Below are 23,912 nucleotides of genomic sequence, written 5' to 3' on the forward strand. Positions count from 1 at the left end.
ACCGACCAACCCGCGCTCAGCGCCCGCGGCGCAGTTTGCGCAGCCCCGCGATGACGGTTTCGATCTGGCCAAGTGCGGGATTGTCGCGCAGGTGGATCGCCCGGCAGGCCAGGTGCATTTCGGGCGCGCCGCGCACCGCGTGCAACCGCCCGCGCCGGAGCGGGCCATTCACCATCGTATCGGGGAAATACCCCACCCCTCCGCGCCGCAGCAGATAGCGCAGGCCCATCGCCGCATTGCCCAGAACGATATGCTGGCGGCTGCCGGGCGGCATCACCTGCTGCCAGAGCCGATCGTATTCGGCGCAGAATTCCAGGTTGATGAACAGCGGCATCTCGTCCTGGCCCAGGCTCAACGGCCGGTCCGATACCAGCAGCAGCCTTTCATCAGGCAGGTCGACCACCTCGATCCCCGGTTGCGTCGGGCGGTCGTGTACCAGTGCGAGGTCGAGCAGGCGCTCGGCCACGGCCACGCCCATGTCGAGCGCGTGATCATAGTTCAGGGTGAAGGGCACGACGCCCTGCTCCTGTTCGAGCCAGACCGCCATGTCGACCAGCAGCGCGTCCCACAGCGACAGTTGCGCACCCAGACGCAAGGCGCCGCGCGCGCCGGGACCTGCTGCCATCTCGGCGGTGACAAAGCTCCAGGTGCGCGACATCTGTTCGGCATGGGGGCGAAACCGCTGGCCCGCGAGGCTGAGCCTTGTTCCGGCTGGACCGCGCTCGAACAGCGCGACGCCCAGCGCGGTTTCCAGCGCCTTGATGCGGGCACTGACGGCGGTCTGGGTGACGTTGAGCGCGCGGGCGGCGGCATGGAAACTGCCGGTCTCGGCAATGGCAAGAAAGGTTTCGAGCGCGGCGATCTGCATAAGTGAAAGATTTTTCATATCAGACTGAGCAAATCAATTCGTTTTTCTGCTCAGATCCGCTCTGTTACCTTCGCCCGAAACAGACACGAAGGGAATGCGCCATGCTGGACAAGTCACAAAAGCCCACCTGGACCAGTTTCGAAGAGGCCACCCAGGCCGATTGGGATGCGGTGATGGAATATGAAGAGGCCTATAACGCCGCCCTGCCCGAGCGGATCCTGGAGGCGATCCGTTCGCTGGACGAGGCCTGGACCCCCTACCCGATCAACCGCTACCAACACTCGCTTCAGGCCGCGACGCGCGCTCATGCGGATGGGGCCGAGGACGAGATCGTGGTGGCGGCGCTGGTGCATGACGTGGGCGATATCCTGTCGCCCTACAACCACGGCGAACTGGCCGCGGCGATGATGAAACCCTATGTCAGCGAGAAGTGTTACTGGATTCTGCAACATCACTGCGTGTTCCAGGGGTACTACTACAACCATTACTGGGGCGGCGACCGCAACGCGCGCGACAAGTATCGTGACAGCCCCTATTGGGAGGACGCGCGTTACTTCTGCCATGAATACGACCAATGCGCCTTTGACCCGGACTATCCCACCAAACCGCTGGAATTCTTCGAACCGATCTTGCGGCGGGTGCTGTCGCGCGGCAGCGGTCACATGGAGTTGAACGAGACTGCCGCGGACTGAGGCGACGGAATTGCGCGCCCCTGCCGTTAAGAAACCGGAAAACCGACAGGGAGCGCGATCATGAAAACCGCGATACTGGTGGCCGCGATGGTGGTTGCCCGGGTTCTGGAACACCTGATGGTGGAGAGATCTGACCTGTTCTGATCCACCGCGCCGCGCAAAGCGCGGCGCCGGACCCAACGGGTGGGAGCGCCCGTTCAGCTTTTTTCGGGGCGGTGCGCGAAGAAACGGGTCAGGATAAAAAGCGCGCCCGCCAGCAGGGCAGGTAACACAAAGATTTTAAACACGAACACCGCCAGGAGCGCCACGTAGCTGCCGACCAGGTCGTCGGCGCGGGTCCAGAGGTTCTGCGCCAACTCCTGGTATCGGCCCGCCTCGCCCAGGGTGCCGCGCATTGTCTCCCACCAGCCACCCGCCTGTTCCGGGACCGGCGCGCCGACCGAGGCGGTGATCTCGGCGATGATGGCCTGATGCCGCTCCAGCACATCCGCCGTCAGCCAGTCCGCCAGCCAGGCCGACATCACGAAGGCCAGAGGCAGCGCCAGCAGGAAGAACCCGCCATACCAGGCCAACCGCCGCGACAGCACCGACACCACGTCGCGCGGCCCCAATATGCGGTCCATGATCCAGAGCAGCGATGCCGCCGCGATCATGCCGCCGCCCACCGCGCCCACAGGCCCCATGGCCACGGCCAGGATGCCGGTGGCCAGCATCAGGTTGAACACCACGGCGGCGATCCGTTCCACGGTGTCATCCACCGGCTCCAGCATCCTGAGCGGCTGCGCGGTCCCCGAAACCACCAGCGCGCTGCCCGAGACCTGGACCTCTTGCGCGGTCGAGAGCACCGCGTTCAGCGTCCGGAGCGTGACATAGGTGGCCGCGCTCGCGGTGGCGATCGAAGTGGCATAGCGCTGTGCCGCGTTGGCCAGCGGGTTCTGCTTGTAGAAAAACGCCGCGCCCAATGAGAGCGCGGCGATCAGGATCAGCCAGATCAAAGGGATCCGGCGTGGTTCAGCCGTCCTTGCGGATGGTCTCGTTCTTCGGGTCGTAGGGGCTGTCGCAGGTGACGATTGCATCCCAGAGCTTGTCCAACATCTTGACCTGGAGCTTTGTGCCCTCGACGGCCAGTTCAGGACGAACGTAACCCATGCCGATCGACTTGCCAAACACCACCGAATAGCCGCCCGAGGTCAGGCGCCCGACGCGCTCGCCTTCGGGGGTATAGAGCACCTCGCGGCCCCAGGGATCGGCGTCGCTCGGTCCGTCGATCAGCAGCGTGCAGCACTTGGCACGCACGCCGGTTTCGACCAGTTTCGCCTTGCCGTGGAAGTCCTTGTCGAGATCGACAAAGCGCGGCAGGTCGGCCTCGAGCGGGGTCGCGTCGCGGCCCAGTTCGGTGCCGAAGGCGCGATAGCTCTTCTCCTGGCGCAGCCAGTTCTGGGCGCGGGCGCCCACCAGCTTCATCCCATGCTTTTCACCGGCCGCATTCAGCAGGTCCCAGAGGTAGTTCTGCATCTCGATCGGGTGATGCAGTTCCCAGCCCAGCTCGCCGGTATAGGCGACGCGGATCGCGTTGACCGGGCACATGCCCAGTTCGATCTGGCGGGCACTGAGCCAGGGGAAACGCTTGTTCGAGAGCGCGGTGTCGGGATCGGCGTCCTTGATCACCTCTTTCAGCACATCGCGCGATTTGGGCCCTGCGATGGCAAAGACGCCCCACTGGGTGGTGACATCCTGGATCTCGATATAGCCGAACTCCTCCATCTTGTCCTCGGCCGCCTTGCACAGGAAGTCGGCGTCATACTCGGACCAGGCGCCGGCGGAGACGAGGTAGTAGTTGTTCTCGCCATTGCGGACGATGGTGTATTCGGTGCGCGTGGTACCGAACGCGGTCAGCGCATAGGTCAGGTTGATCCGGCCCACTTTCGGCAGCTTGTTGCAGGTGAACCAGTCGAGGAACTGGGTGGCGCCGGGGCCCTTGACCACATGCTTGGTGAATGCGGTGGCGTCGATCAGGCCCACGCCTTCGCGGATCGCCCTGGCCTCTTCGACGGCATATTGCCACCAGCCACCACGGCGGAAGCTGCGGGCGTCATGGTCGAAGTTTTCGGGCGCATCGAGCGGGCCGTAATAGTTCGGGCGCTCCCAGCCGTTGACGAAGCCGAATTGCGCGCCGCGTGCCTTTTGCCGATCATAGGCGGGCGCGGTACGCAGCGGGCGGCAGGCTTCGCGCTCTTCATCCGGGTGGTGCAGGATATAGACGTGGCTGTAGCATTCCTCGTTCTTGCGCGCGGCAAACTCGGTGGTCATCCAGTTCGAGCTGTAGCGCTTGGGATCGAGCGACGCCATGTCGATCTCGGCCTCACCATTGACCATCATCTGCGCCAGGTAATAGCCGGTGCCGCCGGCGGCGGTGATGCCGAAGGAGAAGCCCTCGGCCAGCCACATGTTTCTGAGGCCCGGCGCCGGACCCACCAGCGGGTTGCCGTCGGGGGTATAGCAGATCGGGCCGTTGAAATCGTCCTTGAGGCCGCTATCGGCGCACGACGGCACGCGCTCGGCCATCGCCATGTACTGATCGGCGATCCGGTCGAGATCGAGCGGGAACAGATCGGCCCGGAAACTGTCGGGCACGCCATATTCGAACCGCGCCGGTGCGCCGTGTTCGTAGATACCCAGGATCCAGCCGCCGCGTTCTTCGCGCGCATAGGATTCGTTGTCTGCGTCGCGCACGACAGGGTGTTCGGGATTGCCCGCCTCGCGCCATTTGACCAGTTCGGGATCCTTGTCCATGACGATGAACGTATGTTCGACCGGGATCGCGGGCATCTTGATGCCCAGCAGTTTCGCGGTGCGCTGCGCATGGTTGCCTGATGCGGTCACCACATGCTCGGCGGTGATCACCACCTGCTCGTCGCTGGGCACCAGGTTGCCGCCCTGCTCCACCATCTTGGTGCAGGTGACTTCCCAATGGGTGCCGGTCCAGTGGAAGGCATCAGCCTGCATCTTGCGCACAATCTCGACGCCGCGCTGACGGGCGCCCTTGGCCATGGCCTGGGTCACGTCGGCCGGGTTAATGTAGCCGTCCTCGGTGTGGTAAAGCGCGCCTTTCAGATCGTCGGTGCGGATCAGCGGCCAGCGCGCCTTGATCTCGTCCGGGCTCAGCCATTCGTATTTCACGTCGCAGGTCTCGGCGGTCGAGGCATAGAGCATGAACTCGTCCATGCGGTCCTGGGTCTGCGCCATACGCAGGTTGCCGACCACGGCGAACCCGGCGTTCAGACCAGTTTCCGCTTCCAGCGTCTTGTAGAAATCCACCGAGTACTTGTGAATATGGGTCGTCGCGTAGGACATGTTGAACAGAGGCAGCAGGCCCGCTGCATGCCAGGTCGAGCCGGAGGTCAGCTCGTCCCGCTCGATCAGCATGACGTCGTCCCAGCCCGCCTTGGCCAGGTGATAGGCGATCGAGGTGCCGACGGCGCCGCCGCCGACGACCAGTGCTTTGACTTGGGTTTTCATGTGCCCGCTCTCCGGAAATGAGTCTCGTTGGCATGCTTTATGACGAAGCCGCGCGTGTTACGCCAAGTTCATCCGACGCAAAAACGCGCAAAACCGACTTCACCCCGCATGGTGCGCGGTTTGGATGCCCCCGCTCTTCATCTTTTCGAGAATACTCCCGCCGGAGACGAGATTTTTCGACGAAAAATCTCAGGCGGCGCAGCCACTCCCGGTCAGAGGATCTTGCCGGGGTTCATGATGCCCAGCGGGTCGAGCGCGGCCTTGATCGCCGCCATGTAGCGCGGGGCCTGCCCCAGTTCACGGCTCAGATAGGCACGTTTTCCCTGGCCGATGCCGTGCTCGCCCGTGCAGGTGCCATCCATCGAGATCGCAAGCTCGGCCAGCCAGGCGGTGAATTCCTCGGTCTTGGCGACTTCGGCCGGATTGGTCTTGTCGATCACCGGCGAGATATGGAAATTGCCATCGCCCACATGGCCGACCAGCGGCGCGAACAGGCCCATTTCCTCGGCCTTGGCGGTAGCGGCATTGACACAATCGGCCAGCCGCGAGATCGGAACGCAGACATCGGTCGCCAGCGCCGTGCAGCCCGGACGCAATTGCAGGGTGGCCCAGTAGAATTCGTGCCGCGCCTTCCACAGCCGGTTGCGTTCCTCGGTCGAGGTGGTCCAGGCGAAACCGGTGCCTTCGTGCTCTTCGGCGATGCTGCCGAACATTTCGGCCTGTTCCGCCACGCCCGCCTCGGAGCCGTGAAACTCCAGCAGCAGCAGCGGCGTTTCCGGCAGGTCGAGTTTCGAATAGGCATTGACGGCCTGCACCGCGATCACGTCGAGCAGTTCCATCCGCGCCACCGGGATGCCGAACTGGATTGTGGTCATCACCGCCTGGCAGGCGGCATCGACTGTCGGGAAGGAGCAGCGCGCCGCCGAGATCGCCTCGGGGATGCCTTGCAGTTTCAGGGTGAGCTCGGTGATGATGCCCAGCGTGCCCTCGGCGCCGATCATCAGCCGGGTCAGGTCATAGCCGGCCGAGGTCTTTTTCGCGCGCTGCGCGGTGCGGATCACCTCGCCATCGGGCATCACCACTTCGAGCGAGAGGATATTGTCCTTCATCGTGCCATAGCGCACCGCGTTGGTGCCGCTGGCCCGGGTCGAGGCCATGCCGCCCATCGAGGCATTGGCGCCGGGGTCGATCGGGAAGAACAGGCCCTGGTCGCGCAGGTGGGTATTGAGTTGTTCGCGGGTAACGCCGGGCTGGACCACGCAATCGAGATCGCCCGCGTGCACCGCAAGCACGTTGTTCATCTGCATCAAGTCGACCGAGATACCGCCGGCGGGCGCGTTCACGTGGCCCTCCAGCGAGGTGCCGGTGCCGAAGGGGATCACCGGCACCTTGTGTTCGGCGCAGGTCCGGACGATATCCGAGACCTCGGCCGTCGAGGTGGGGAACACCACCGCGTCGGGCGGCTGATTGTCGATCCAGGTCGTTGTGTGGCCATGTTGTTCACGGATCGCCTGGCCAGTCTGCAAACGGTCGCCAAAGCGCTGTTTCAGAATGCCAATCACGGTTTCGATGCCGGTCTCGTTGCGCGGCAATGCGGTGATCCGAGCCATGTCTATCCCCCCTTGCCCCGGCGGGCCAGTCCCGCCAGGATTCAAACGCTACCTAAGAAGCGGCGCGGCTGCAGGTCAATACCCACTAACCCCGACCGACTCATTCGCCCATGGCGATGCCTTCGCGGCGCGGGTCAGCGGCGCCCCTGAGCGTCTCTCCGATCTCGATGGCGTGCAGGCCCGAGGTGAGCGCCCGCACCGAGACCTTGTAGCCGAGGCCGGTCAGCGCCTCTTCCATCGCGGCCGCTCCGGTGCCCTCTTCGAGGTCATAGGTGCCGAAGCGGTTGACCAGATGCGGCGCGTTCAGCGCCTCTTGCACGTTCATGCCCCAGTCGGCCCAGGCGATGATCGCGCGGGCGACATAGCCGATGATGCGGCTGCCGCCGGGCGAGCCGATGGCCAGCACCGGCTTGCCATCCTGCGTGACGATGGTGGGCGCCATGGAGGAACGCGGACGCTTGCCCGGTTCCAGCCGGTTGGCGATGGGCACGCCGTTGTCATGAGTCTGGAACGAGAAATCCGTCAGCTCGTTGTTGAGCAGGAAGCCGTTCGTCATCAGCCGCGAGCCGAAACCGTTTTCGATGGTGGTGGTCATCGACAGCACGTTGCCATAGCGATCCACGATCGAGATATGTGAGGTCGAGGGTAGTTCGAGCGAGATGTCATCGGCCCAGTTCGAGGCATGGTCAAACTCGGGGTTGCCGGGTTCGACACTGTCCAGCGCCTTAGGGCCGGCGAGCAGCTCGCTTCGCGATTTCAGATAGGCGGGATCGACCAGCCCCCTGGTGGGCATCGGGACAAAATCGCTGTCGGCCATGTAGCGGCCCCGGTCGGAAAAGGCGAGGCGCGAGGCATCGCCGATCAGCCGCCAGCTTTCGGGGTTCTCTGCCCCCAGCGCCGCCAGGTCAAAAGGTTCCAGCATGCCCAGAATCTGCCCCACGGTCAGCGCCCCGGACGAGGGCGGGCCCATGCCGCAGACCTCGTAGGTGCGGTAGGCGGCGCAGACAGGTTCGCGTTCGATCACCTGGTAAAGCGCCAGGTCGGCCCCCGACAACACGCCGGGATTGCCCTCGGCCTGACGGACGGTGCGCACGATGTCGGCGGCGATGGGGCCGCCGTAGAAGGCGGCCCCGCCGTCGGCGGCCAAGGCGCGCAGGGTTGCGGCATAGGCGGGATTCTTCAGCGTATCGCCGGCCTTGATGGCCACGCCGTCGGGCAGGAAATAGGCCGCCGTTTCCGGGAACCGGCCCAGCCTTTCGGCGTCTTCCTCGACCAGACCGGCAAGGCGGGGCGAGACGGTGAAACCGTTTTCGGCCAGCCAGATCGCATCGCCGAAGAGCGTGCCCCAGTTGGCCTGTCCCCAGCGGCGGTGCGCCTCTTCCAGCAACGCAGGCGTGCCCGGTGTGCCGACCGAGCGGCCCCCGACCACGGCGTCGAAGAATTTCAGCGGCGCGCCGGTGTCGTCCTGGAACAGGGTGGGCGTCGCCGCGCGCGGGGCGGTTTCGCGGGCGTCGAGCGTGGTCATACGGCCGGTGGCGCCATCGTACCAGACCAGGAACGCGCCGCCGCCCAAGCCCGAGCTCTGCGGTTCGACAAGGCCCAGCACGGTCTGCACGGCGACCATGGCGTCGGCGGCGGTGCCGCCCCGGCGCAGCACGTTGCCGCCCGCCATCACCGCCAGCGGATTGGCGGCCGCCACCATCCAGTTCTGCGCCTCGACCGGCTGGCCCGCGGCCTTGGCCGCCTGCGCGGCCTCGACCACTGCCGACATGGGCCTGACCTGCCCGGCTGCCGCGCCTTCAGGGGCCACCGTATCCGCCGCCTGCTGGGCCGATGCCGAGCCGGCCACCATCGCCGCCAGCCAGAGGCCCGCCATCATACCGGTTCGCATCGTCACTCTCCCTGCTGTCGCGTTGCCGCGTTCATCCTGTCAATGCTGCCAAGGCGGCACAAACGAAGGGTGTTCGAACCTTGCCGCTCGTGCGCCTCAGAGCATCGCCGGCACCACCTGGTCAGGCGGGCGGTGACCGTCGGCAAAGGTCTTGATGTTGATGATCACCTTTTCGCCCATCTCGATCCGGCCCTCCAACGTGGCCGAGCCCATGTGGGGCAGCAGCACCACATTGGGCAGTTCGCGCAGGCGCGGGTTCACCTGGGTGCCGTGTTCGTAGACGTCGAGCCCTGCCCCGGCGATCTCGCCCGATCGAATCATCCGGGTCAGCGCATTTTCGTCGATAACCTCGCCGCGCGAGGTGTTGACGATGACGCCGGTGGGTTTCATCAGCTTGAGCCGACGCGCGTTCATCAGGTGAAAGGTCGAGGGCGTCGAGGGGCAGTTGACCGAGATCACGTCCATCCGGGCGATCATCTGGTCGAGGCTTTCCCAATATGTCGCCTCGAGCGTTTCCTCGATCTCGGGGCGCAGGCGGCGGCGGTTGTGGTAGTGGATCTGCATGCCGAAGGCGCGAGCGCGGCGGGCCACCGCCTGACCGATGCGCCCCATGCCGAGGATGCCCAGTCGGCGGCCACCGACACGGCCGCCCAGCAGCGCGGTGGGGGCCCAGCCGGTCCATTCGTTCCGTTGCATCACGGCAAGCCCCTCGGGAATGCGTCGGGTGACGGCGAGAATAAGCGCCATGGTCATGTCGGCGGTATCGTCGGTCAGCACGCCGGGCGTGTTCGAGACCAGAATACCCCGCTGGCGCGCGGTGGCCACGTCAATGTGATCGACACCCGCGCCGTAATTGGCGATCAGCCGCAGTCGCTCGCCCACCTGTGCCAGAAGGCCTGCGTCGATCTTGTCGGTCAGCGTCGGGACCAGCACATCCGCCCCGCGCATGGCCGCGGCCAGTTCCTCGCGCGTCATCGGAGTGTCGTCATCGCGCAGACGGACATCGAAAAGTTCGCTGAGGCGGGTTTCCACCGCCTCGGGCAACCGTCGCGTTACGACAACACTCAGACGTTCTCTTGGCACTTGAGCTCTCCCACAGCTTTCAAACGGTCACGCGCCATGGCATCGTGGCGCAGGAGAAGGCGGGGCACAAGAACCCCATGCGCAAATAACGCAGCCTTTTTCAAAACGCAGGCAGACATCTGGCAGGCAGGCAGTGACAGGTTCATTCAGTTTCGGACGCCCCTTGGCGTCGGTGGTTTTCGCGGTTTCGCTCGTGCTGGCACAAGGCGCGCAGGCGGACGAAGAAAAGCGTGGGGCGGTGACCAATCTTCCGATCCCCCGCTACGTTTCGATGAAGACATCCGAAGGCAACGTGCGGCGCGGCCCGTCGCTGACCCATCGCATCGACTGGGTGTTCAAGCGCCGCGACATGCCATTGCAGATCACCGCCGAATACGGCCACTGGCGCAAGGTTCAGGACCGCGAAGGCGCAGGCGGCTGGGTGCATTACGCACTGCTGTCGGGAGCCCGGACGGTACTGGTGGAAAAAGACATGATGCCGGTCTACGACCGTCCCGACACCAATTCGCAGATCGCCGCCCATTTCGAGAACGGCGTCGTCGCTCGGCTGGGCAGTTGCACCGTCGACTGGTGCAGGATCACTGCCGGCGGCTATCGCGGCTGGGCGCTGAAGTCCAATCTCTGGGGCGTCGACCCGGACGAGATCCGGGACTGATCCAGGTTTCGCGGCTGTGGAGGATGAAGGCGAGCCTATGGCGCGCCAAATCTTCGCCCACGTCCCCTTGCAGGAAATGACCGGCGCCGGGGCAGAGTTTCCGGAACGTCCGGCCTATGCCTGCCATCGCCTTGTCCCCCAGCCCCCCAAAGAGAATCAGTAAGAGGGTATGCATGCGGATCACCTGCATTGGTGTGGGCCTCGGGATCGTCGGGCCCGCCGGGCGCCAGCATCGGGAACCGGCACACACCCGCCTTGTAGCTTTCATCGGGGCAAGGCCGGTCGCAGGCGGAAAACCCGGCCTCGGTCAGCTTGCCGACGGTGCACCCGACCACGATGCGGCAGGCCGGAAAACCGGAGATCGACCAGGTGAAATCGCGCCAGGACACGGGCGGCCTCGCGCGGCCCCCCGCTCCATCGCCGATGTCGAGATAATTGCAGCGGAAGCATAGTCCGTCGGTCAGTCAAACGGCTGGTCCGGCCTGTGCAATCCCTCATCCGGCATCCTTCCTGCCCCAAGGCCTAGCCTTTGCCGCCGATCCCGCTAAGGTCAACGGAACGGAACAGACAGGAATTGGACCATGAAAGCCATCACCTACCGCGCCTTCGGGCCGGCCGACGAGGTTCTGCACCTTGAAGAGATGCAGCCACCCCGCCCCGGACCGGGCGAGGTTCTGGTCGATGTGGCGCTGTCGGGCGTCAATCCCTCGGACGTGAAGGCGCGGGCCGGGGCGCGGGTGGGGGTGACCGAACTGCCCTACCCCGTGATCGTGCCGCATAGCGACGGGTCCGGCGTGATCTCGGCCGTGGGTGAACGGGTCGACCCGGGGCGGATCGGCCAGCGGGTCTGGCTGTGGAACGGGCAGTGGCGACGGGCCATGGGCACCTGCGCCGAACAGATCGCCCTGCCTGCGGAACAGGCGGTGCCGTTGCCGGAGGGCGTCAGCCTCGAGACCGGCGCGGTGCTGGGCATCCCCGGCCTGACCGCAACCCATGTGGTGTTCTCGGGCGGCCCGGTCGAGGGGCAGACGGTGCTGGTGCATGGCGGCGCCGGAACGGTCGGATACCTGGCGGTGCAACTGGCGAAATGGGGGGGCGCGCGGGTGATCGCCACCGCCGGGCGCGCGGCCGCCGAGCGGGTGCGCGCGGCTGGCGCCGACGCCGTGCTGGACTATGCCGACCCGGACCTGGCGGCCGCGATCCTGAACGCCAACAATGGCCGCCCGGTGGAGCGAATCGTCGAGGTGGAGTTCGGCATGAACGCCGCCACAAACGCGGCTGTGATCGCCGAAAACGGACGCATCAACGCTTATGGATCGGCCAAGGCGATGTCGCCCGAACTGCCGTTCTATCCGCTGATGTTCAAGGCGGTGACGCTGGAGATGGCCCTGATCTATCTGCTGCCCCCAGCCCGGCGGACCAAGACCATCGCGCAATTGCACGCGGCGCTGGTCGCCGGGGCGCTTCGGATTCCGGTACAGAAGACCTATGCGCTCAGCGCTTGCGCCGCAGCTCATGAAGCGGTCGAACGCGGTGGCCGGGACGGCGCGATCCTGGTCGAAACCAAGGGCTGACAGCCGCCCTCAAAAAAGTGTCCGAAGGGCCGATATTTTTTGCAAGCGCCCCTTGCGTTGCCCAAGCAGGTTGCGTAGACAGCCGCTCACCGTTGGGGTGTAGCCAAGTGGTAAGGCAACGGTTTTTGGTACCGCGTACCGTAGGTTCGAATCCTACCACCCCAGCCACGCACTTCCCAAAATTCAGGCGCTGAGAGTTTGCCGGGCACTTCCGGCGTATATTCCGACGGTTGTCGTGGCGACTTTCTCGGAGAGACGCGAACCAGAGTGCATATCCGGCGGATTTCAGCCCGCAGTCTCCGTTTGCGATTCCGGCGGTACGAGTTTGGGAGATGTGTCGAGTTTTTGGGTTACAGCTGCGCGAACGTTTCGCGCTGTTTTGACCAGTCAGCCGGGACGCCCGACTTGATCAGATAGTCGGAGGTCAGACCTTCGGGCTGCTCACCGGCCGCAATTGCGTCGAGCACGTCAGGTGCGAGCATCGCCAGATCGATCACATCCTGGACCCGCCGCTTCGACGTCCCCTCCCCTTCGGCGATCTCCGCAAAGGTCTTGCCATCAAGGATCATCGCCATCCAGCGCCGGGCCTTGACAATGTTCTGAACGAGCGTCCGGTCGATCTCGGACGGCGCATCCCCAAGATGGAGTTTCAGTTCCACACCCCGTCGGCGCATCCGGAACGGGGCGCTGAGGATGAGCTGCTCTGGATTGATCCTCTCCGGGTCGCAATCGACGAGGTTGGCGAGAGCGTTCTGATTGAAGCGAACCGTGATGTTACCTGGGCTCAGGTCAGCCCGATCGACGAGCGCCAGACAGTCGCCTGTCTTCTCGACCGCATGCAGTCTGGCGGATGTCGCGGCAACCTCTGAGGCGGCAATATCCTGGATGAGCAGCGTTGCGATCCCGGTCTTCTTCAGGTGCGCCCTGACAAGCTCGGCGATCAGTGCTTCCACCTGTCTTGCGGGCAGGCGCCAGGCATCCGGATGCTTCTGGCTGCGATCCGTGACCAGCCTGCGGGAGATGTAATAGCGCAACCGCTTGCCATTCGTCCCACTATGACTCAGCGTCAGACGATCGCCGGTTTCATCAAAGAGCTTGCCTGCGAGCGGCGATCGCGGCGCCATGTGCCTTGTTCCGCGCGCTTTTCCGCACCCGTCTTCCAGCATCTGCTGCACCCGCTCCCAGATCGCTGGCGCAATGATGGCGGGATGCTGCCCATCATGGACCTGACCCTTGTGGCGGATGCGACCCGCGTAGATCGGGTTACTCAGAATGTGATGGATGTGACCCCGGTCGAATGCCTTGCCTCCGGAGATGCGCCCTGCCCCGCGCAGGCGTCGACGTGATCGGAGGCCCAACGCGTCCGCCTGTTCCTTCACCACGCGGACGACGCCATGCTCCAGGTACCAGTCGTAGAGGCATCTGATCGTGGCAGCTTCCTCCTGGTCTATCCTCAGTGTCCGGCCATCGGCCTGGTAGCCGAGCGGCACATTGCCACCCATCCAGAGGCCCTTTCGCTTAGAAGCTGCGATCTTGTCCCGAATACGCTCCGCCGTGACCTCCCGCTCGAACTGGGCAAAACTCAGAAGCACGTTCAGGGTCAGACGCCCCACGCTGGTCGCCGTGTTGAAGCTCTGCGTTACCGACACAAACGATGCCTCGGCCGCATCCAGCCGTTCCACCAGTTTGGCAAAGTCGGCAAGCGACCGGGTCAGGCGGTCAATCTTGTAGACGACGATCTGGTCCACGCGTTTCTCGTCCACCGCCTGCATGAGCCTTTTCAAGGATGGGCGCTCAAGATGGCCGCCGGAGATGCCACCATCGTCGTAGCGATCCGGGAGCAACTCCCAGCCCTCGTGTTTTTGGCTGGCAATGTAGGCCTCACACGCCTCCCGCTGGGCGTCGAGCGAGTTGAAGTCCTGCTCGAGCCCGTCTTCGGAACTCTTCCGCGTGTAGATCGCGCAGCGGATCCGGCGCATCACTGAACACCGAAGAAGCGCGGGCCAGACCAGCGCGCGCCCGTTATATGTCTCGCAAGGGCCGACAGGGACCGCCAGGTTTTGCCATCCATGACGTATCCGTCTTCCACCACCTCGACCTGGTATGTCCGCCCGTTCCATTCCCGGACCAGATGTGACCCTGCCTTTGCGGTCGATTGTACGGGTCTGCCAGCAGCAATCTGGTTCAGGCGGCGGGTGGTTCTAGCCGACACCGCGCCAAGTGCCCTGTTCTGCGCCTCCCAGATCAGCACCCGCCTGAGGAACTGCGGTGACAGGTACTTTGGCGGCGGCCGACCAAAGACCTCCCGCCACCGCTTGAGGCAAGCGGCGCGATCCATGGCCTCGATTTCCGCGATCCGGAAGGCGAGCTCAGTCAGATGATCCGCACTCACTGGCTGCGCCCCTCCTCGACAATCCGATAGACTGACCCCTTGGCGCTATCGCTACGGGTGATCACGGACCCGGCCTTGCGCTGAGCCGAAATCGCTGCCCGGGCGGTATGAGGCTGCCAGCCGAATGCCTTCCCAATCTGCGCGATCGAGGCGCCGGATTTCCGGGTCAGCAACCTGCGCAGCTGATCGCCGCGCGTCGCTTTCGCGCGCACCGTTTTGGGTGTTCCGAGCCCTGTCTTTTGTTCAGATTCAATCGCCATCTCAATTCTCCACTCTGCGGGCAATGGCCAATCCCTCGCCCTGTACTGAGTGGAGCCCGGGCATCCCGGGCGACGCGGCTACACCGTCAGTACCGCTCTGCCGCGCTCAGAAGTCCAGTCCTTTGTCTCGGAAGGAACTGTATGAACCACCGATCCCACCCGGCCCCGCGGTACCCAGGTGTCGGACCGATCACTACGGCCAGACTCATGACGTGGCAGCGAGATGGGCTATTGAAGCCGGAAAGACAGACCAAACGGCGGCATCAGACCGTGGAAACCAACTGGCCGACCCGCCCCGTGACCAACGCGACCGCCGATCCGTTCCTCGACTGACGCACCGGTAACGCACAATCCCCATAGCTGCGGCAGCCGCCCGCGCTTTCCTCCTTGTCAGATTTGTCGCCGCTGCAGCTCCGCTGACAGCAGCAACAAACCTTGGACTTTCCGGACATCTGACGGAATGACTCAGATGTCTCAGAAGAGCCCACTGCCGACCTCGGGCGAACGCGCAGAAACCGTCACGAAGGGCGGACACCGGCTATTCTCTGCGACCGCGAGAAACCCGAGTCGAAACGGCGAAAGCTGCCGTTCAGTCCGGGCTTCAAGATCAATTATCTGAACCGGACCTTCGCTGCGCCGGTTTCGAGCGTCTCACATGCGGACGTAGCCGCTGTTCGCCGCAGAGCGCCACTAGCGTGCTAGCTGAATGACGGCTGTGCAGACAAGCGCCGCGGTCAAGGTCTTTGGGTTTAGTTTTCGCATTGGACTTCTCCTGTTGCCGATGCAACGGGTTCGGTGGAGAGTTCAATCTGCGCGGTGCTGGAGCGCCCCTCCACCGAACCCGTGGCTCTTACTCAGCCGGTTTGTCGAATGCAGTTCCAGAGAGCGAGAATTCGTCGACCGCCCCGTCGCCCCGAATGAAGATCCGATGGTTGAATCGCACGTAGTTGAGTGCGCCAGACGGATCTTCGAGCAATTCGCCAAGGGATCCCTCGTTCGGGCCTTCGGTGATGATGAAATAGCCCTCGGCCGTGTTGGCCACATTGGCAGGCGCGGGATCCGCTCCGCTGGTCAATGCGGAGAACTGGACAAACACATATTTGTCGCCCTCTTTCCGGATCTCGATGTTTTGGGAATTCCCCTTGAAGACGCCGACGAAGGGATCGAGCACAGACGGATCGACGCCCGCTGCGACCGGAGAGTCGGCCTCGATTCCCGTGAAGGCTTTGACCATTGCGTCCGAAATATTACTGTAGGCTTCGACTCCGCGATCGCTGTGGACCATGATCACCACCGCAAAGTCGTGTTCCGGTATCAGCTTCAGAAAAGACCGCGTGCCGGGCCAATTCCCCCCGTGGAAGGGGCTGGTGACGCCGTCGTAGTCATGGACGAACCATGTCAGTCCGGTAAACTCGCCGGCCGCAGCATCGACTGCCGGAGCATGGGCATAGTCCAGCGCCTCCATGGACAACAGCTGGTTCCCGGCGGCGTCCTTGCCGTCCAGCTGAAAGCGGGCATATTTCAGCATGTCGGTAACCGTAGACCGGAGTCCGCCGGAGGCTGCGGACTCTCTTATCAACGGAATGTAGTACGGCTTGAGATCACTGATGCTGCCTTCCCCGTAGATCGGCGGATGACCCCATGCATAGTTTTCAGCCGGCGGGGTGGCGTCGTAATTAAAGGACGACGAATCCATGCCGAGCGGAGTCAACAGGTTCTCTTCGATCAGGGTCTCGATCGGTTTTCCGCCGACATGCGACACCACATGGGTCGCGAAGGTGATGCTGGTGTTGTTGTACATCCAAGTTTGACCAAACGGATAGATCTGCTCGACGTAAGCCGCCTGGAGCATGACCTTCTCGCTGATCGACCCACCCGGAGGAACAGGAAGGAACCCATGGTCGCCATACCAGCCAGCGTGATGGTGGAACAGGTCGACGACCCGCGCTTTCGACGTCGCGTCGGGATCCGCGACCCTGAACCACGGCAGGATGTCGACGACACGCGCGTCCAAATCCAGAATGCCCCGTTCGGACAGCTGCATGGCCAGAGTCGAAAGGAAGGTTTTTGTCACAGAGCCAATTTGAAATTGCGTATCAGTGGTAACGGGCTCTCCGGTAGTTACGTTCGTGACACCGAGTCCGGCGCCGTAGGCGTTGGGCCCATGGATGACCCCGATACCAAGTCCCGGGATTTTCAGTTCCTTGATCAGTTCAGAGGCTTCGGCGAGGACCGCATCAAAGGTCGCCTGGCCCTCTTCCTGTGTCATGGCCTGCTGTGCGAGTGCCGGTGTGGCGCACAGTAGCGACGAAACAAGCAGGGCAGGTATTGGTTTCATTCGGTTCTTCACTGGTTTTTTCCTTTGCATTGGAGTCTTCGCCAGATTTCTCCTGGCGGGATAACGATGGCTCTTCCTGGAAGGTTCTGTCTTCGCAGTGCAGGATCGCACAGGCAGAGCGTGCACGGCGAAGTTTCCCCTTTTACTGCTTCGCCATCTGCCCGAGGTAGAAGTAGTCGAACAGCGACCGGGCGACCTCTGCAATTGCCCGATCCCTGTCCGCCTCGGACGTCTCGCTGCTCTTGGTGAACACGGCGATTGCGAACCGACGACCGTCGGGGAGCGTGATATAGCCGACGTCATTGGCCACTCCCCCTATGGTTCCGGTCTTGTGCACCACGGGCGTTCCCCTCGGCAGCAGCCCCTTGAGCCGGGCATCGCCGGTGCGCGTGCGCGACATGACATCAATCAGGAAGTCGCGGCTCTCGGCGCTCATCGCCGTGCCGCTGTCGATGGCAAGCAGGAGTTGCAGCATCGCAAGGGGCGTTGCGTGGTCGCGGAGATCCGCCTCGAAGTCCAGATTGCGGTCACCCATGATCGTCAGGAGCTCCGGCCGGGTCACGAAGGCCTCTGTGGCGACTTTCATCGTGGCTGGTCCCGGCAGGCCATAGAATTCCCCGATGATCTCGCCGGTCGTCCGATCGACCCTGAAATCTGTGATCCCGAGCCTGTGCAGATTTTCGGTCACTGCCGCAGGCCCGCCGGCCAGCCCCATCAAGATGTCGGTCGCCGTGTTGTCGCTTTCCGTGATCATGATCTCCATCAGGTTCGCCACCGAGAGCTGAAGCCCGGGATGCACGAAGGTGTCGCTCAGCGCAGCGTCGCCGATCATCATCATGTCGGGTGTGATTTCGACCATCTGGTCGAGGCTGAGTTCCCCCCTGTCCACGCGGTCCATTATCGCAGCGGCGATTGCAACCTTATAGGTGCTGGCCATGGCGAAGGTTTCATCGCCATTGAACGCGATGACGTCGTCGCCGCCGATTTCCTGCGCCGCAAAGCCGATGCGCCCGGCAAGCCCCGTAGCGACCCGCTCGATCGCGGCCCCAACGGACTGGCCTTCTGTTGTCTGGCTGTATGCCGGGCCGAAGGTGGCCGCCGAAACAGTCATCAGCACGGCAATAAGTGTTTCGGCCAAAAGGGATTTTCTGGCTTTTGCGGTGTTTTCCTTCGACATTTGCTGGCTCCAACGCTTTCCGAGATCGCCAGGGCCGCGTGGCCATCGCCCGGGTCTCACCGTTTAGGGCTTGTTGATTAACATGCACGAGGCCCAACCTGTTTGCGGCTCATGCCGCCTGTGTCATAAACTTGTCCCACAAGGTTAACCTCAGGGCGTTGAGGGAGCAGCAAGAATGAGCAAGAAATCTGGCCCGAGATTCACGCGCGGGATGTTGCTTTTGTCCCCCTTCGCAAGGGCCTTCACCTCGCGGGGCGGCGATATTGAAGCGCTCCTGGTCCGAAACGGTATTCCCGTCGACGCGCTGACCGACCCTGCGATGCTGTTTGACGCGTCCGCCTGTTATTCCGCGATGGAGGATATGGCGGAAACTCTCGGTGATCCGTATTTTGGCGCAAAGGTGGCAATCGAAACAGCGAAGAAGGGAACGCCAGCGTTTCGGGATTCGGCGACCCATGCTCTCAACTTGGGAGATTTTCTGTCCCGGGTGGTGGTGGAAGTCTCAAAACAGGTTGATAACGTGCGGTACTCCGTTTCCATCACACCCGACATTGTAAGCTTCAACATTCGCCGCACCGTCAAGGTGACTAGGCCGTCAACACAGTTGGATGCAGTCGGCATCGCACTCTATATGACTTTGATAAAGAAAGGGATCGGAGAAACCTTCGACCCCAAAGACATCCTGATCACTGCACCGACCACCCAGGGGCTTCCGCCGGGTTTTCTTCCGAAACAAGCGCTCATCACATCCCAGATCGACGGTTTACGGATTTCATTTCCGCCGCATTGGCTTTGGGCACCATTCTCGCTGAACTGGGACTTGGTGAAGGCGTCACGAGGGGAGTTTGCCACAGATGGCGCCAGCGAAGCGACCCTTTCCTATCTTCGTGGAATGCTGAGGGACAACATCGCTTATCAGGATCTGACACTGAATGACTTTGCCTCGATCTGCCGCATGCATCCACGTCGCATCCAGCGCATCCTGTGGGCACAGGGCACCTCCTACAGTCAGATGAAGGACGACGTGCGCAAGAGCATCACCGAAGACCTCTTGTCGAACACGACCCTACCCATCGCGCAAATCGCTCTCGAGGTGGGTCTCTCCAGTTCTGCCGCCCTAGACCGGGCATTCCGGCGATGGACCGGTAAGACGCCGTCAGATTTCCGGGGTGATCTCCCCCGCTATCAGGCCTATCCGGGGCCGGTGACGGGGTCACGCTAGCAGACTTCGGATGCTGAAGGGTCCACCAACGTGCCCGATCGCAGCGTGATATGGGAACGAACAAGCGTCTGCCTTGGAGCACTTCCGGTATGGACTCTTCTGAGACATCTGAGCGGTTCGGTCAGATGTCCGCAAGACCGCGCTCGGAAGCCGTTCGAGACCACCGAACTGAGCTACAACGTCCGCTTTGGTGCCCGAACGACCGCGTCTCCCGGCACCTGCCATTCACGACTGTTGCTTCCGACGTCTCAGATGCGGACAAAGTTGCCATTTCAAAAGTCACACTTGGTGTCCACTGCTGCCGAAGATGCGCGCGTTTTCCAAAGCAATCACGCTTTGAGCGGCAAACATCTGTGCCACCCGGAGCGCATCCTCCGAGAACGGGCGCACCGATTGCCGATAGATCGTGAAAGCGCCGACAAGTCGGTCGGCGGCAAGCATCGGTATCGCGACAAACGACCGGGCACCTCCGAGGTCAGCCGTGGCAAACCGCAACGGGTCGTCCGTCCGGTAGAGCGCCTCTGATTTGACATCCATGATGTTTATCACAGTGCGTTGCGTGATCAGTCTGCCGAGCCCGGTTTGGTCACTCACGCTGAACGTGCCACTATCATCCAGCCAGTCCTGAAAGGCGGTGGGTATCCCAAGCGTAAATGTCGCTCGGAACCGCTTTTTGTCCCGATATTCAAACAGAATTCCAAATTCCGCGTCGCAGAGATCCAACGCATAGCGCAGGATAGCTGGCATGACCAAGTTCAGATCGCCTTGGGACGCGCCGATAATCCGCAGGACTTCACTCAACGCCTTTTCACGGCTCAGAGCCTCTTCAAGGCTCAGCGCGAGCTCCGAGATGATTGCGGCGTGGTCTTCCTGACTGCGCGGAGCGGCGCTGACACCGTTGAGGCGACTGGCCAGTTCAACTTTGGACGACACCTCAAGCTTGCGATAGATCGTGGCCAAGTGTGTCCGTACGGTGGATGGCGCAATGTGCAGGTCCGCTGCTAGCTCTTGATAGCTGCATCCAGCGGCATAGCGTTCGGCAATTTGCAGCTCTCTGGGGCTGAGGTCTGTGCTGTGAAACATATGGCAAGGTCCATCTGTCGGCCACATTCGATGGTATCAAAAGCAAACAGTCGAACAATCCTGCAGATGCTCTAGGCAAATACTGCAGGGCCTTCTCTGAAAATACTGCATATGCCGGATATGCTGCGCCAGGCTGATTGCGCAGGATTAGAGGGCACCGCAAATTTGAAGGATAGTGCCATGACACAATTCGAAACCGCCCAAGCTTTCTTTGATGCCTGTGAAACCGGCAAGGGATGGGAGGTCTGCCAGGCCTGGTGCACGGAGGGTGCGACCTTTGCGTGCCAGGCGGACGCGCTGGCGGAGACCAAGACACTTGCAGACTATTGCGAGTGGATGAAAGGCTTGCTGACCCCAATTCCCGATGGACGCTACAAGCTGACGTCCTTTGCGCTGGATGAGGCCCGCGGCACTGCCGTGGCAACCGCCGAGTTTCATGGCACGCATACGGGGCCGGGCGGGCCGATGGAACCGACCGGCAAAGCCGCGGTGTCTGACTATGCCTATGTCATGCAATTCGACGGCAACAAGATCGTGCACATGACCAAGATCTGGAATGCCGTGCAGGGGCTGCGCGGGCTTGGTTGGGCGTGATGCGCTGGCGCATACTGGCACTTCTGTTTCTGGCCCGCATCGGACTTGGATTTCAGTTTCAGACGGTGGCCTCCGTGGGCGATGATTTGGTCGTCGCCTTCGGGCTCGATTACGCGGGGATCGGTTTCCTGATCGGTCTCTTCATGGCCCCTGGACTATTTCTGGCCATACCGGCCGGATATTGGGGCCGATATGTTTCGGATCGCATCATGGTAGTGATCGGTTTGGGCGCGCTGGCATTGGGTGGGGCCGTGTCGTCCTTGGCAACGGAAAGTTGGGCCATTGGGCTGGGTCGCATATTTGCCGGCGCAGGCTTTCTGTTTACCACGCTCTATTTCACGAAAATGGTCGCGGATTGGTTCGAAGGGCGCGAAATTGCGACCGCCATGAGCATTCTTGTTATGTCTTGGCCATTCGGGATCGCCATGGGGCAAGTCGGCCACGCGTGGCTTGCGCAGGCTTACGGTTGGCAGGTTCCGTTTCAGGTGGCCTCTGTTTACTGCCTGCTCGCGGCACTAGGGGTGTTTATGTATTACAGATCGCCACATGATCTACCGCCAGTAAAAGGTGGCTCGGGCACAGTCCTAACAGGTCAAGAATGGCGGTTGGTCCTTTGTGCCGCTGCCGCGTGGGGAGTGTTCAACGCCGCCTACGTTACCTATCTATCGTTTGGGCCGAAGGTTCTCGAAGACCTTGGCCAATCCGCCATCGCCGCCGCTAGCATCGTCAGCATCGGGAGTTGGTTGATGATCCTGTCAGGTGCCGCGTGCGGGCAGGTTGTGGACCGTTTCGGTGGACGAAATGTCGTACTTACCATTTGTATGGCAGGCGCCGTCGTTTCTCTCATGCTGCTTGGCGTCCAAGGGGCCGGGCTGGGAGCGAGCGTTATGTTCGGTCTGATAGGCATGGCACCGGCGGGAGTCATAATGGCAATGGCGGGACAAGCCATGCGGCCACAGGTGCGCGCTTTCGGGATGGGCATCTTCTTTACCGTCTATTACGCGATCATGCTGGTCACGCCCCCGGCCGCTGGCGCAATCCTTGATGCGACGGGCAACGCGCAGGGGCCAATCGCGCTAGCCATGGTCCTATTTGCCGCGGTCGTCCCACTGGGCCTCGCGTTTCAATATTTCAGAAGCACGCCTCTCGCAGGCGTGGAAAGGAAAGTCGGATGACGGATGTTCGCAAAACAGTTTTCGTCAGGGCGGTCATACGTGCTGATGAAATGTGAAAGTCGAGTGACCCGATCATGCGCCGCGCTGCGATAGTTATCATAAGAAACCCGCTCAAACCCGAGGGTTGGAAAAGGCACAAGCCCCACTGAAACCTTCAATTCTTCCTGGTAGGTTTCGCATAGCGGTCGTTCTAACTATTCGTAAAATCCGTGGATTTGGGCCTATTCCGTTGAAAAACTCGTGCTTGATCGAGGTGCGTCTGGCTGATTCAATTCCCGAAATGGGTTGGAGGATCGGCGATGATGGGACCGCGGCAGGAGGCGCAACCAGCGCTGTTCTACGAGTTCTCACTTGAGGATCATGTCCCGCAGGACCACCTCCTGCGCTCCATCGACCGGTTCGTGGATCTCTCCGGCATCCGCGCCTACCTTGCCGATTTCTACAGCCATACTGGCCGCCCGTCCGTCGATCCTGAACTGCTGATCCGCATGTTGCTGGTCGGCTATTGCTTCGGTATCCGATCCGAACGGCGGCTCTGCGAGGAGGTGCATCTGAACCTGGCATATCGCTGGTTTTGCCGACTGGATCTGAGCGACCGGGTCCCTGACCACTCGACCTTTTCCAAGAACCGGCATGGCCGGTTCCGCGACAGCGAACTACTGCGGCACCTGTTCGAGATGACTGTGGCGCGGTGCATCGAAGAGGGCCTGGTCAGTGGGCAGCGCATGGCTGTCGACGCAAGCCTGATTGAGGCCGATGCCAACAAGCAGAACTCCACGCCAAAGGAGGAATGGGACGCCCGGCAGATCGATCCCGCCTATGCGCCCCGGGCCGTTCGCGAATATCTGGACTCCTTGGATGAAGCTGCCTTCGGCGCGGCCAGCGAGGTCCAGCCCAAGTTCACCTCCCATTCCGACCCTGCCAGCCAATGGACCGCGGCACGCAAAGGGCCAGCATTCTTCGCCTATTCCGACAATTACCTGATCGACACGGATCACGGTGTCATCGTCGATGTCGAGGCCACAAGATCGATCCGGCAGGCAGAGGTGGGGGCGACACGCACCATGCTGGACCGGGTGAGGGACAAGTTCCATCTTTATCCCGAGCGGCTGATCGCGGACACCGCTTATGGCACCGGACCGATGCTGGGTTGGCTGGTCGACCGCGAGATCGCCCCGCACATCCCCGTCTTCGATAAATCCAGACGCAGCGACGGCACATGGACCCGCGCCGATTTCGAATGGGATGCCGGGAACGATCAATACATCTGCCCCGAAGGCCATGAACTCAAGCAGTTCCGCCGGAATTATTCCGACCCGAAACGAGGGCCGACCAGCACGGGACGAGCCAAGTACCGGGCCTTGAAATTGACCTGTCAGGCTTGCCCGTCCAAAGCAAAATGCTGCCCGAACGCGGATGCCAGATCGATCACCCGCGAAGAGCATGAAAACGCCCGTCAGGTCGCCCGCGACATCTCCAAGACCAAGCAATACGAAATCTCGATGAAGCTGCGAAAGAAGGTCGAGATGCTGTTTGCGCACCTCAAACGCATACTTGGCCTCGGACGCCTCCGATTACGTGGCCCATGCGGCGCAAATGACGAATTCCTCCTCGCCGCCACCGCCCAAAACCTCCGCAAACTGGCGAAGATCTTTCCTGCACCGCAGAAACCGAGAACAGCCTAACAATAAAGGCACTCGCGCCTTGAACCAGCGCCCACTTATTGCAATCGCAACACGATGTTTTTCCACAGAATCGGCTCAATGCAGCCATTAGCTG

At 62.3% G+C, this 23,912-nt stretch carries 19 protein-coding genes and 1 tRNA gene; 8 read left to right on the plus strand and 12 right to left on the minus strand.

The window, feature by feature from the left end:
- Positions 1 to 16 precede the first annotated feature (16 nt).
- Entirely contained in the window at positions 17 to 886 is an 870-nt protein-coding gene (locus tag BLT75_RS08255; RefSeq protein WP_245706419.1) for a LysR family transcriptional regulator, read from the minus strand.
- Positions 887 to 969: 83 nt separating this feature from the next.
- On the opposite strand from BLT75_RS08255, the gene BLT75_RS08260 reads away from it, so the two are divergent.
- Entirely contained in the window at positions 970 to 1,560 is a 591-nt protein-coding gene (locus tag BLT75_RS08260) for an HD domain-containing protein (RefSeq protein ID WP_093029642.1), read from the plus strand.
- A 197-nt stretch (positions 1,561 to 1,757) separates the two neighbouring features.
- Here BLT75_RS08260 and BLT75_RS08265 read toward each other — a convergent pair whose 3' ends face one another.
- The 5 genes from BLT75_RS08265 to BLT75_RS08285 all read right to left on the minus strand — a co-directional run bounded on the left by BLT75_RS08265 (position 1,758) and on the right by BLT75_RS08285 (position 9,663).
- Positions 1,758 to 2,555, minus strand: a complete 798-nt coding sequence (locus BLT75_RS08265) for a hypothetical protein (RefSeq protein WP_093029644.1) — start codon at positions 2,553 to 2,555, stop codon at positions 1,758 to 1,760.
- A gap of 16 nt (positions 2,556 to 2,571) precedes the next feature.
- Positions 2,572 to 5,079 carry a GcvT family protein gene (locus BLT75_RS08270; protein WP_093029646.1) on the minus strand — a complete coding sequence of 836 codons (2,508 nt, stop codon included), beginning with the start codon at positions 5,077 to 5,079 and terminating at the stop codon, positions 2,572 to 2,574.
- 212 nt (positions 5,080 to 5,291) lie between these two features.
- Entirely contained in the window at positions 5,292 to 6,689 is a 1,398-nt protein-coding gene (locus BLT75_RS08275) for an FAD-binding oxidoreductase (protein WP_093029648.1), read from the minus strand.
- Between the two features lie 100 nt (positions 6,690 to 6,789).
- Positions 6,790 to 8,580, minus strand: a complete 1,791-nt coding sequence (gene ggt / locus BLT75_RS08280) for a gamma-glutamyltransferase (protein ID WP_093029730.1) — start codon at positions 8,578 to 8,580, stop codon at positions 6,790 to 6,792.
- A 96-nt stretch (positions 8,581 to 8,676) separates the two neighbouring features.
- The gene (locus tag BLT75_RS08285) at positions 8,677 to 9,663 is read right to left on the minus strand and encodes a 2-hydroxyacid dehydrogenase (protein WP_093029650.1); all 987 of its coding nucleotides are present in this window, start codon (positions 9,661 to 9,663) and stop codon (positions 8,677 to 8,679) included.
- A 172-nt stretch (positions 9,664 to 9,835) separates the two neighbouring features.
- Here BLT75_RS08285 and BLT75_RS08290 point away from each other — a divergent pair, with 172 nt between their 5' ends.
- The 3 genes from BLT75_RS08290 (at position 9,836) to BLT75_RS08300 (ending at position 12,060) form a co-directional block, all read left to right on the plus strand.
- Positions 9,836 to 10,318: an SH3 domain-containing protein gene (locus tag BLT75_RS08290; RefSeq protein WP_425441128.1), complete on the plus strand. Its 483-nt coding sequence runs from the start codon at positions 9,836 to 9,838 to the stop codon at positions 10,316 to 10,318.
- A 581-nt stretch (positions 10,319 to 10,899) separates the two neighbouring features.
- Positions 10,900 to 11,892: an NADPH:quinone reductase gene (locus BLT75_RS08295; RefSeq protein WP_093029654.1), complete on the plus strand. Its 993-nt coding sequence runs from the start codon at positions 10,900 to 10,902 to the stop codon at positions 11,890 to 11,892.
- A 93-nt stretch (positions 11,893 to 11,985) separates the two neighbouring features.
- A tRNA-Gln gene (locus tag BLT75_RS08300) sits at positions 11,986 to 12,060 on the plus strand.
- 182 nt (positions 12,061 to 12,242) lie between these two features.
- Here BLT75_RS08300 and BLT75_RS08305 read toward each other — a convergent pair.
- The 5 genes from BLT75_RS08305 to bla form a co-directional block, all read right to left on the minus strand.
- Complete coding sequence (locus BLT75_RS08305; protein WP_093029656.1) at positions 12,243 to 13,871, minus strand: recombinase family protein; 1,629 nt, start codon at positions 13,869 to 13,871, stop codon at positions 12,243 to 12,245.
- Positions 13,871 to 14,284 carry a DUF2924 domain-containing protein gene (locus BLT75_RS08310; RefSeq protein ID WP_245706420.1) on the minus strand — a complete coding sequence of 138 codons (414 nt, stop codon included), beginning with the start codon at positions 14,282 to 14,284 and terminating at the stop codon, positions 13,871 to 13,873. Before BLT75_RS08310 ends, BLT75_RS08305 begins: the two co-directional genes overlap by 1 nt.
- Complete coding sequence (locus BLT75_RS08315) at positions 14,281 to 14,544, minus strand: DUF3489 domain-containing protein (protein WP_093029658.1); 264 nt, start codon at positions 14,542 to 14,544, stop codon at positions 14,281 to 14,283. Before BLT75_RS08315 ends, BLT75_RS08310 begins: the two co-directional genes overlap by 4 nt.
- An 850-nt stretch (positions 14,545 to 15,394) precedes the next feature.
- A complete protein-coding gene (locus BLT75_RS08320) occupies positions 15,395 to 16,894 on the minus strand; it encodes a serine hydrolase domain-containing protein (RefSeq protein ID WP_218128856.1) in 1,500 nt (499 codons plus the stop codon).
- A 130-nt stretch (positions 16,895 to 17,024) separates the two neighbouring features.
- Positions 17,025 to 18,059 carry a class A beta-lactamase gene (gene bla / locus BLT75_RS08325; RefSeq protein ID WP_218128857.1) on the minus strand — a complete coding sequence of 345 codons (1,035 nt, stop codon included), beginning with the start codon at positions 18,057 to 18,059 and terminating at the stop codon, positions 17,025 to 17,027.
- A 175-nt stretch (positions 18,060 to 18,234) separates the two neighbouring features.
- Here bla and BLT75_RS08330 point away from each other — a divergent pair, with 175 nt between their 5' ends.
- Positions 18,235 to 19,281: an AraC family transcriptional regulator gene (locus tag BLT75_RS08330; RefSeq protein WP_218128859.1), complete on the plus strand. Its 1,047-nt coding sequence runs from the start codon at positions 18,235 to 18,237 to the stop codon at positions 19,279 to 19,281.
- Positions 19,282 to 19,560: 279 nt separating this feature from the next.
- Here BLT75_RS08330 and BLT75_RS08335 read toward each other — a convergent pair whose 3' ends face one another.
- Positions 19,561 to 20,364 carry a LuxR C-terminal-related transcriptional regulator gene (locus BLT75_RS08335; protein WP_093029664.1) on the minus strand — a complete coding sequence of 268 codons (804 nt, stop codon included), beginning with the start codon at positions 20,362 to 20,364 and terminating at the stop codon, positions 19,561 to 19,563.
- A 180-nt stretch (positions 20,365 to 20,544) separates the two neighbouring features.
- Between BLT75_RS08335 and BLT75_RS08340 the strand changes: the two genes are divergently transcribed.
- From BLT75_RS08340 to BLT75_RS08350, 3 genes are all read left to right on the plus strand, one after another.
- Positions 20,545 to 20,958, plus strand: a complete 414-nt coding sequence (locus BLT75_RS08340; RefSeq protein WP_093029666.1) for a nuclear transport factor 2 family protein — start codon at positions 20,545 to 20,547, stop codon at positions 20,956 to 20,958.
- Positions 20,958 to 22,133: an MFS transporter gene (locus BLT75_RS08345; RefSeq protein ID WP_093029668.1), complete on the plus strand. Its 1,176-nt coding sequence runs from the start codon at positions 20,958 to 20,960 to the stop codon at positions 22,131 to 22,133. Before BLT75_RS08340 ends, BLT75_RS08345 begins: the two co-directional genes overlap by 1 nt.
- A gap of 299 nt (positions 22,134 to 22,432) precedes the next feature.
- Positions 22,433 to 23,818, plus strand: coding sequence for an IS1182 family transposase (locus BLT75_RS08350; RefSeq protein ID WP_093029670.1), 1,386 nt, complete (start codon positions 22,433 to 22,435; stop codon positions 23,816 to 23,818).
- Positions 23,819 to 23,912 lie beyond the last annotated feature (94 nt).

This window comes from Ruegeria marina (genome assembly GCF_900101475.1).
Lineage (GTDB): Bacteria > Pseudomonadota > Alphaproteobacteria > Rhodobacterales > Rhodobacteraceae > Ruegeria_B > Ruegeria_B marina.

What these genes read in the sequence shown, in the direction of transcription:
- BLT75_RS08350 (WP_093029670.1), top strand. Translation starts at nt 22,433, where the DNA reads ATGATGGGACCGCGGCAGGAGGCGCAACCAGCGCTGTTCTACGAGTTC.
- bla (WP_218128857.1), bottom strand. Translation starts at nt 18,059, where the DNA reads ATGTCGAAGGAAAACACCGCAAAAGCCAGAAAATCCCTTTTGGCCGAA.
- BLT75_RS08255 (WP_245706419.1), bottom strand. Translation starts at nt 886, where the DNA reads ATGAAAAATCTTTCACTTATGCAGATCGCCGCGCTCGAAACCTTTCTT.
- BLT75_RS08345 (WP_093029668.1), top strand. Translation starts at nt 20,958, where the DNA reads ATGCGCTGGCGCATACTGGCACTTCTGTTTCTGGCCCGCATCGGACTT.
- ggt (WP_093029730.1), bottom strand. Translation starts at nt 8,580, where the DNA reads ATGCGAACCGGTATGATGGCGGGCCTCTGGCTGGCGGCGATGGTGGCC.
- BLT75_RS08270 (WP_093029646.1), bottom strand. Translation starts at nt 5,079, where the DNA reads ATGAAAACCCAAGTCAAAGCACTGGTCGTCGGCGGCGGCGCCGTCGGC.
- BLT75_RS08315 (WP_093029658.1), bottom strand. Translation starts at nt 14,544, where the DNA reads ATGGCGATTGAATCTGAACAAAAGACAGGGCTCGGAACACCCAAAACG.
- BLT75_RS08260 (WP_093029642.1), top strand. Translation starts at nt 970, where the DNA reads ATGCTGGACAAGTCACAAAAGCCCACCTGGACCAGTTTCGAAGAGGCC.
- BLT75_RS08330 (WP_218128859.1), top strand. Translation starts at nt 18,235, where the DNA reads ATGAGCAAGAAATCTGGCCCGAGATTCACGCGCGGGATGTTGCTTTTG.
- BLT75_RS08305 (WP_093029656.1), bottom strand. Translation starts at nt 13,871, where the DNA reads ATGCGCCGGATCCGCTGCGCGATCTACACGCGGAAGAGTTCCGAAGAC.
- BLT75_RS08295 (WP_093029654.1), top strand. Translation starts at nt 10,900, where the DNA reads ATGAAAGCCATCACCTACCGCGCCTTCGGGCCGGCCGACGAGGTTCTG.
- BLT75_RS08340 (WP_093029666.1), top strand. Translation starts at nt 20,545, where the DNA reads ATGACACAATTCGAAACCGCCCAAGCTTTCTTTGATGCCTGTGAAACC.
- BLT75_RS08275 (WP_093029648.1), bottom strand. Translation starts at nt 6,689, where the DNA reads ATGGCTCGGATCACCGCATTGCCGCGCAACGAGACCGGCATCGAAACC.
- BLT75_RS08335 (WP_093029664.1), bottom strand. Translation starts at nt 20,364, where the DNA reads ATGTTTCACAGCACAGACCTCAGCCCCAGAGAGCTGCAAATTGCCGAA.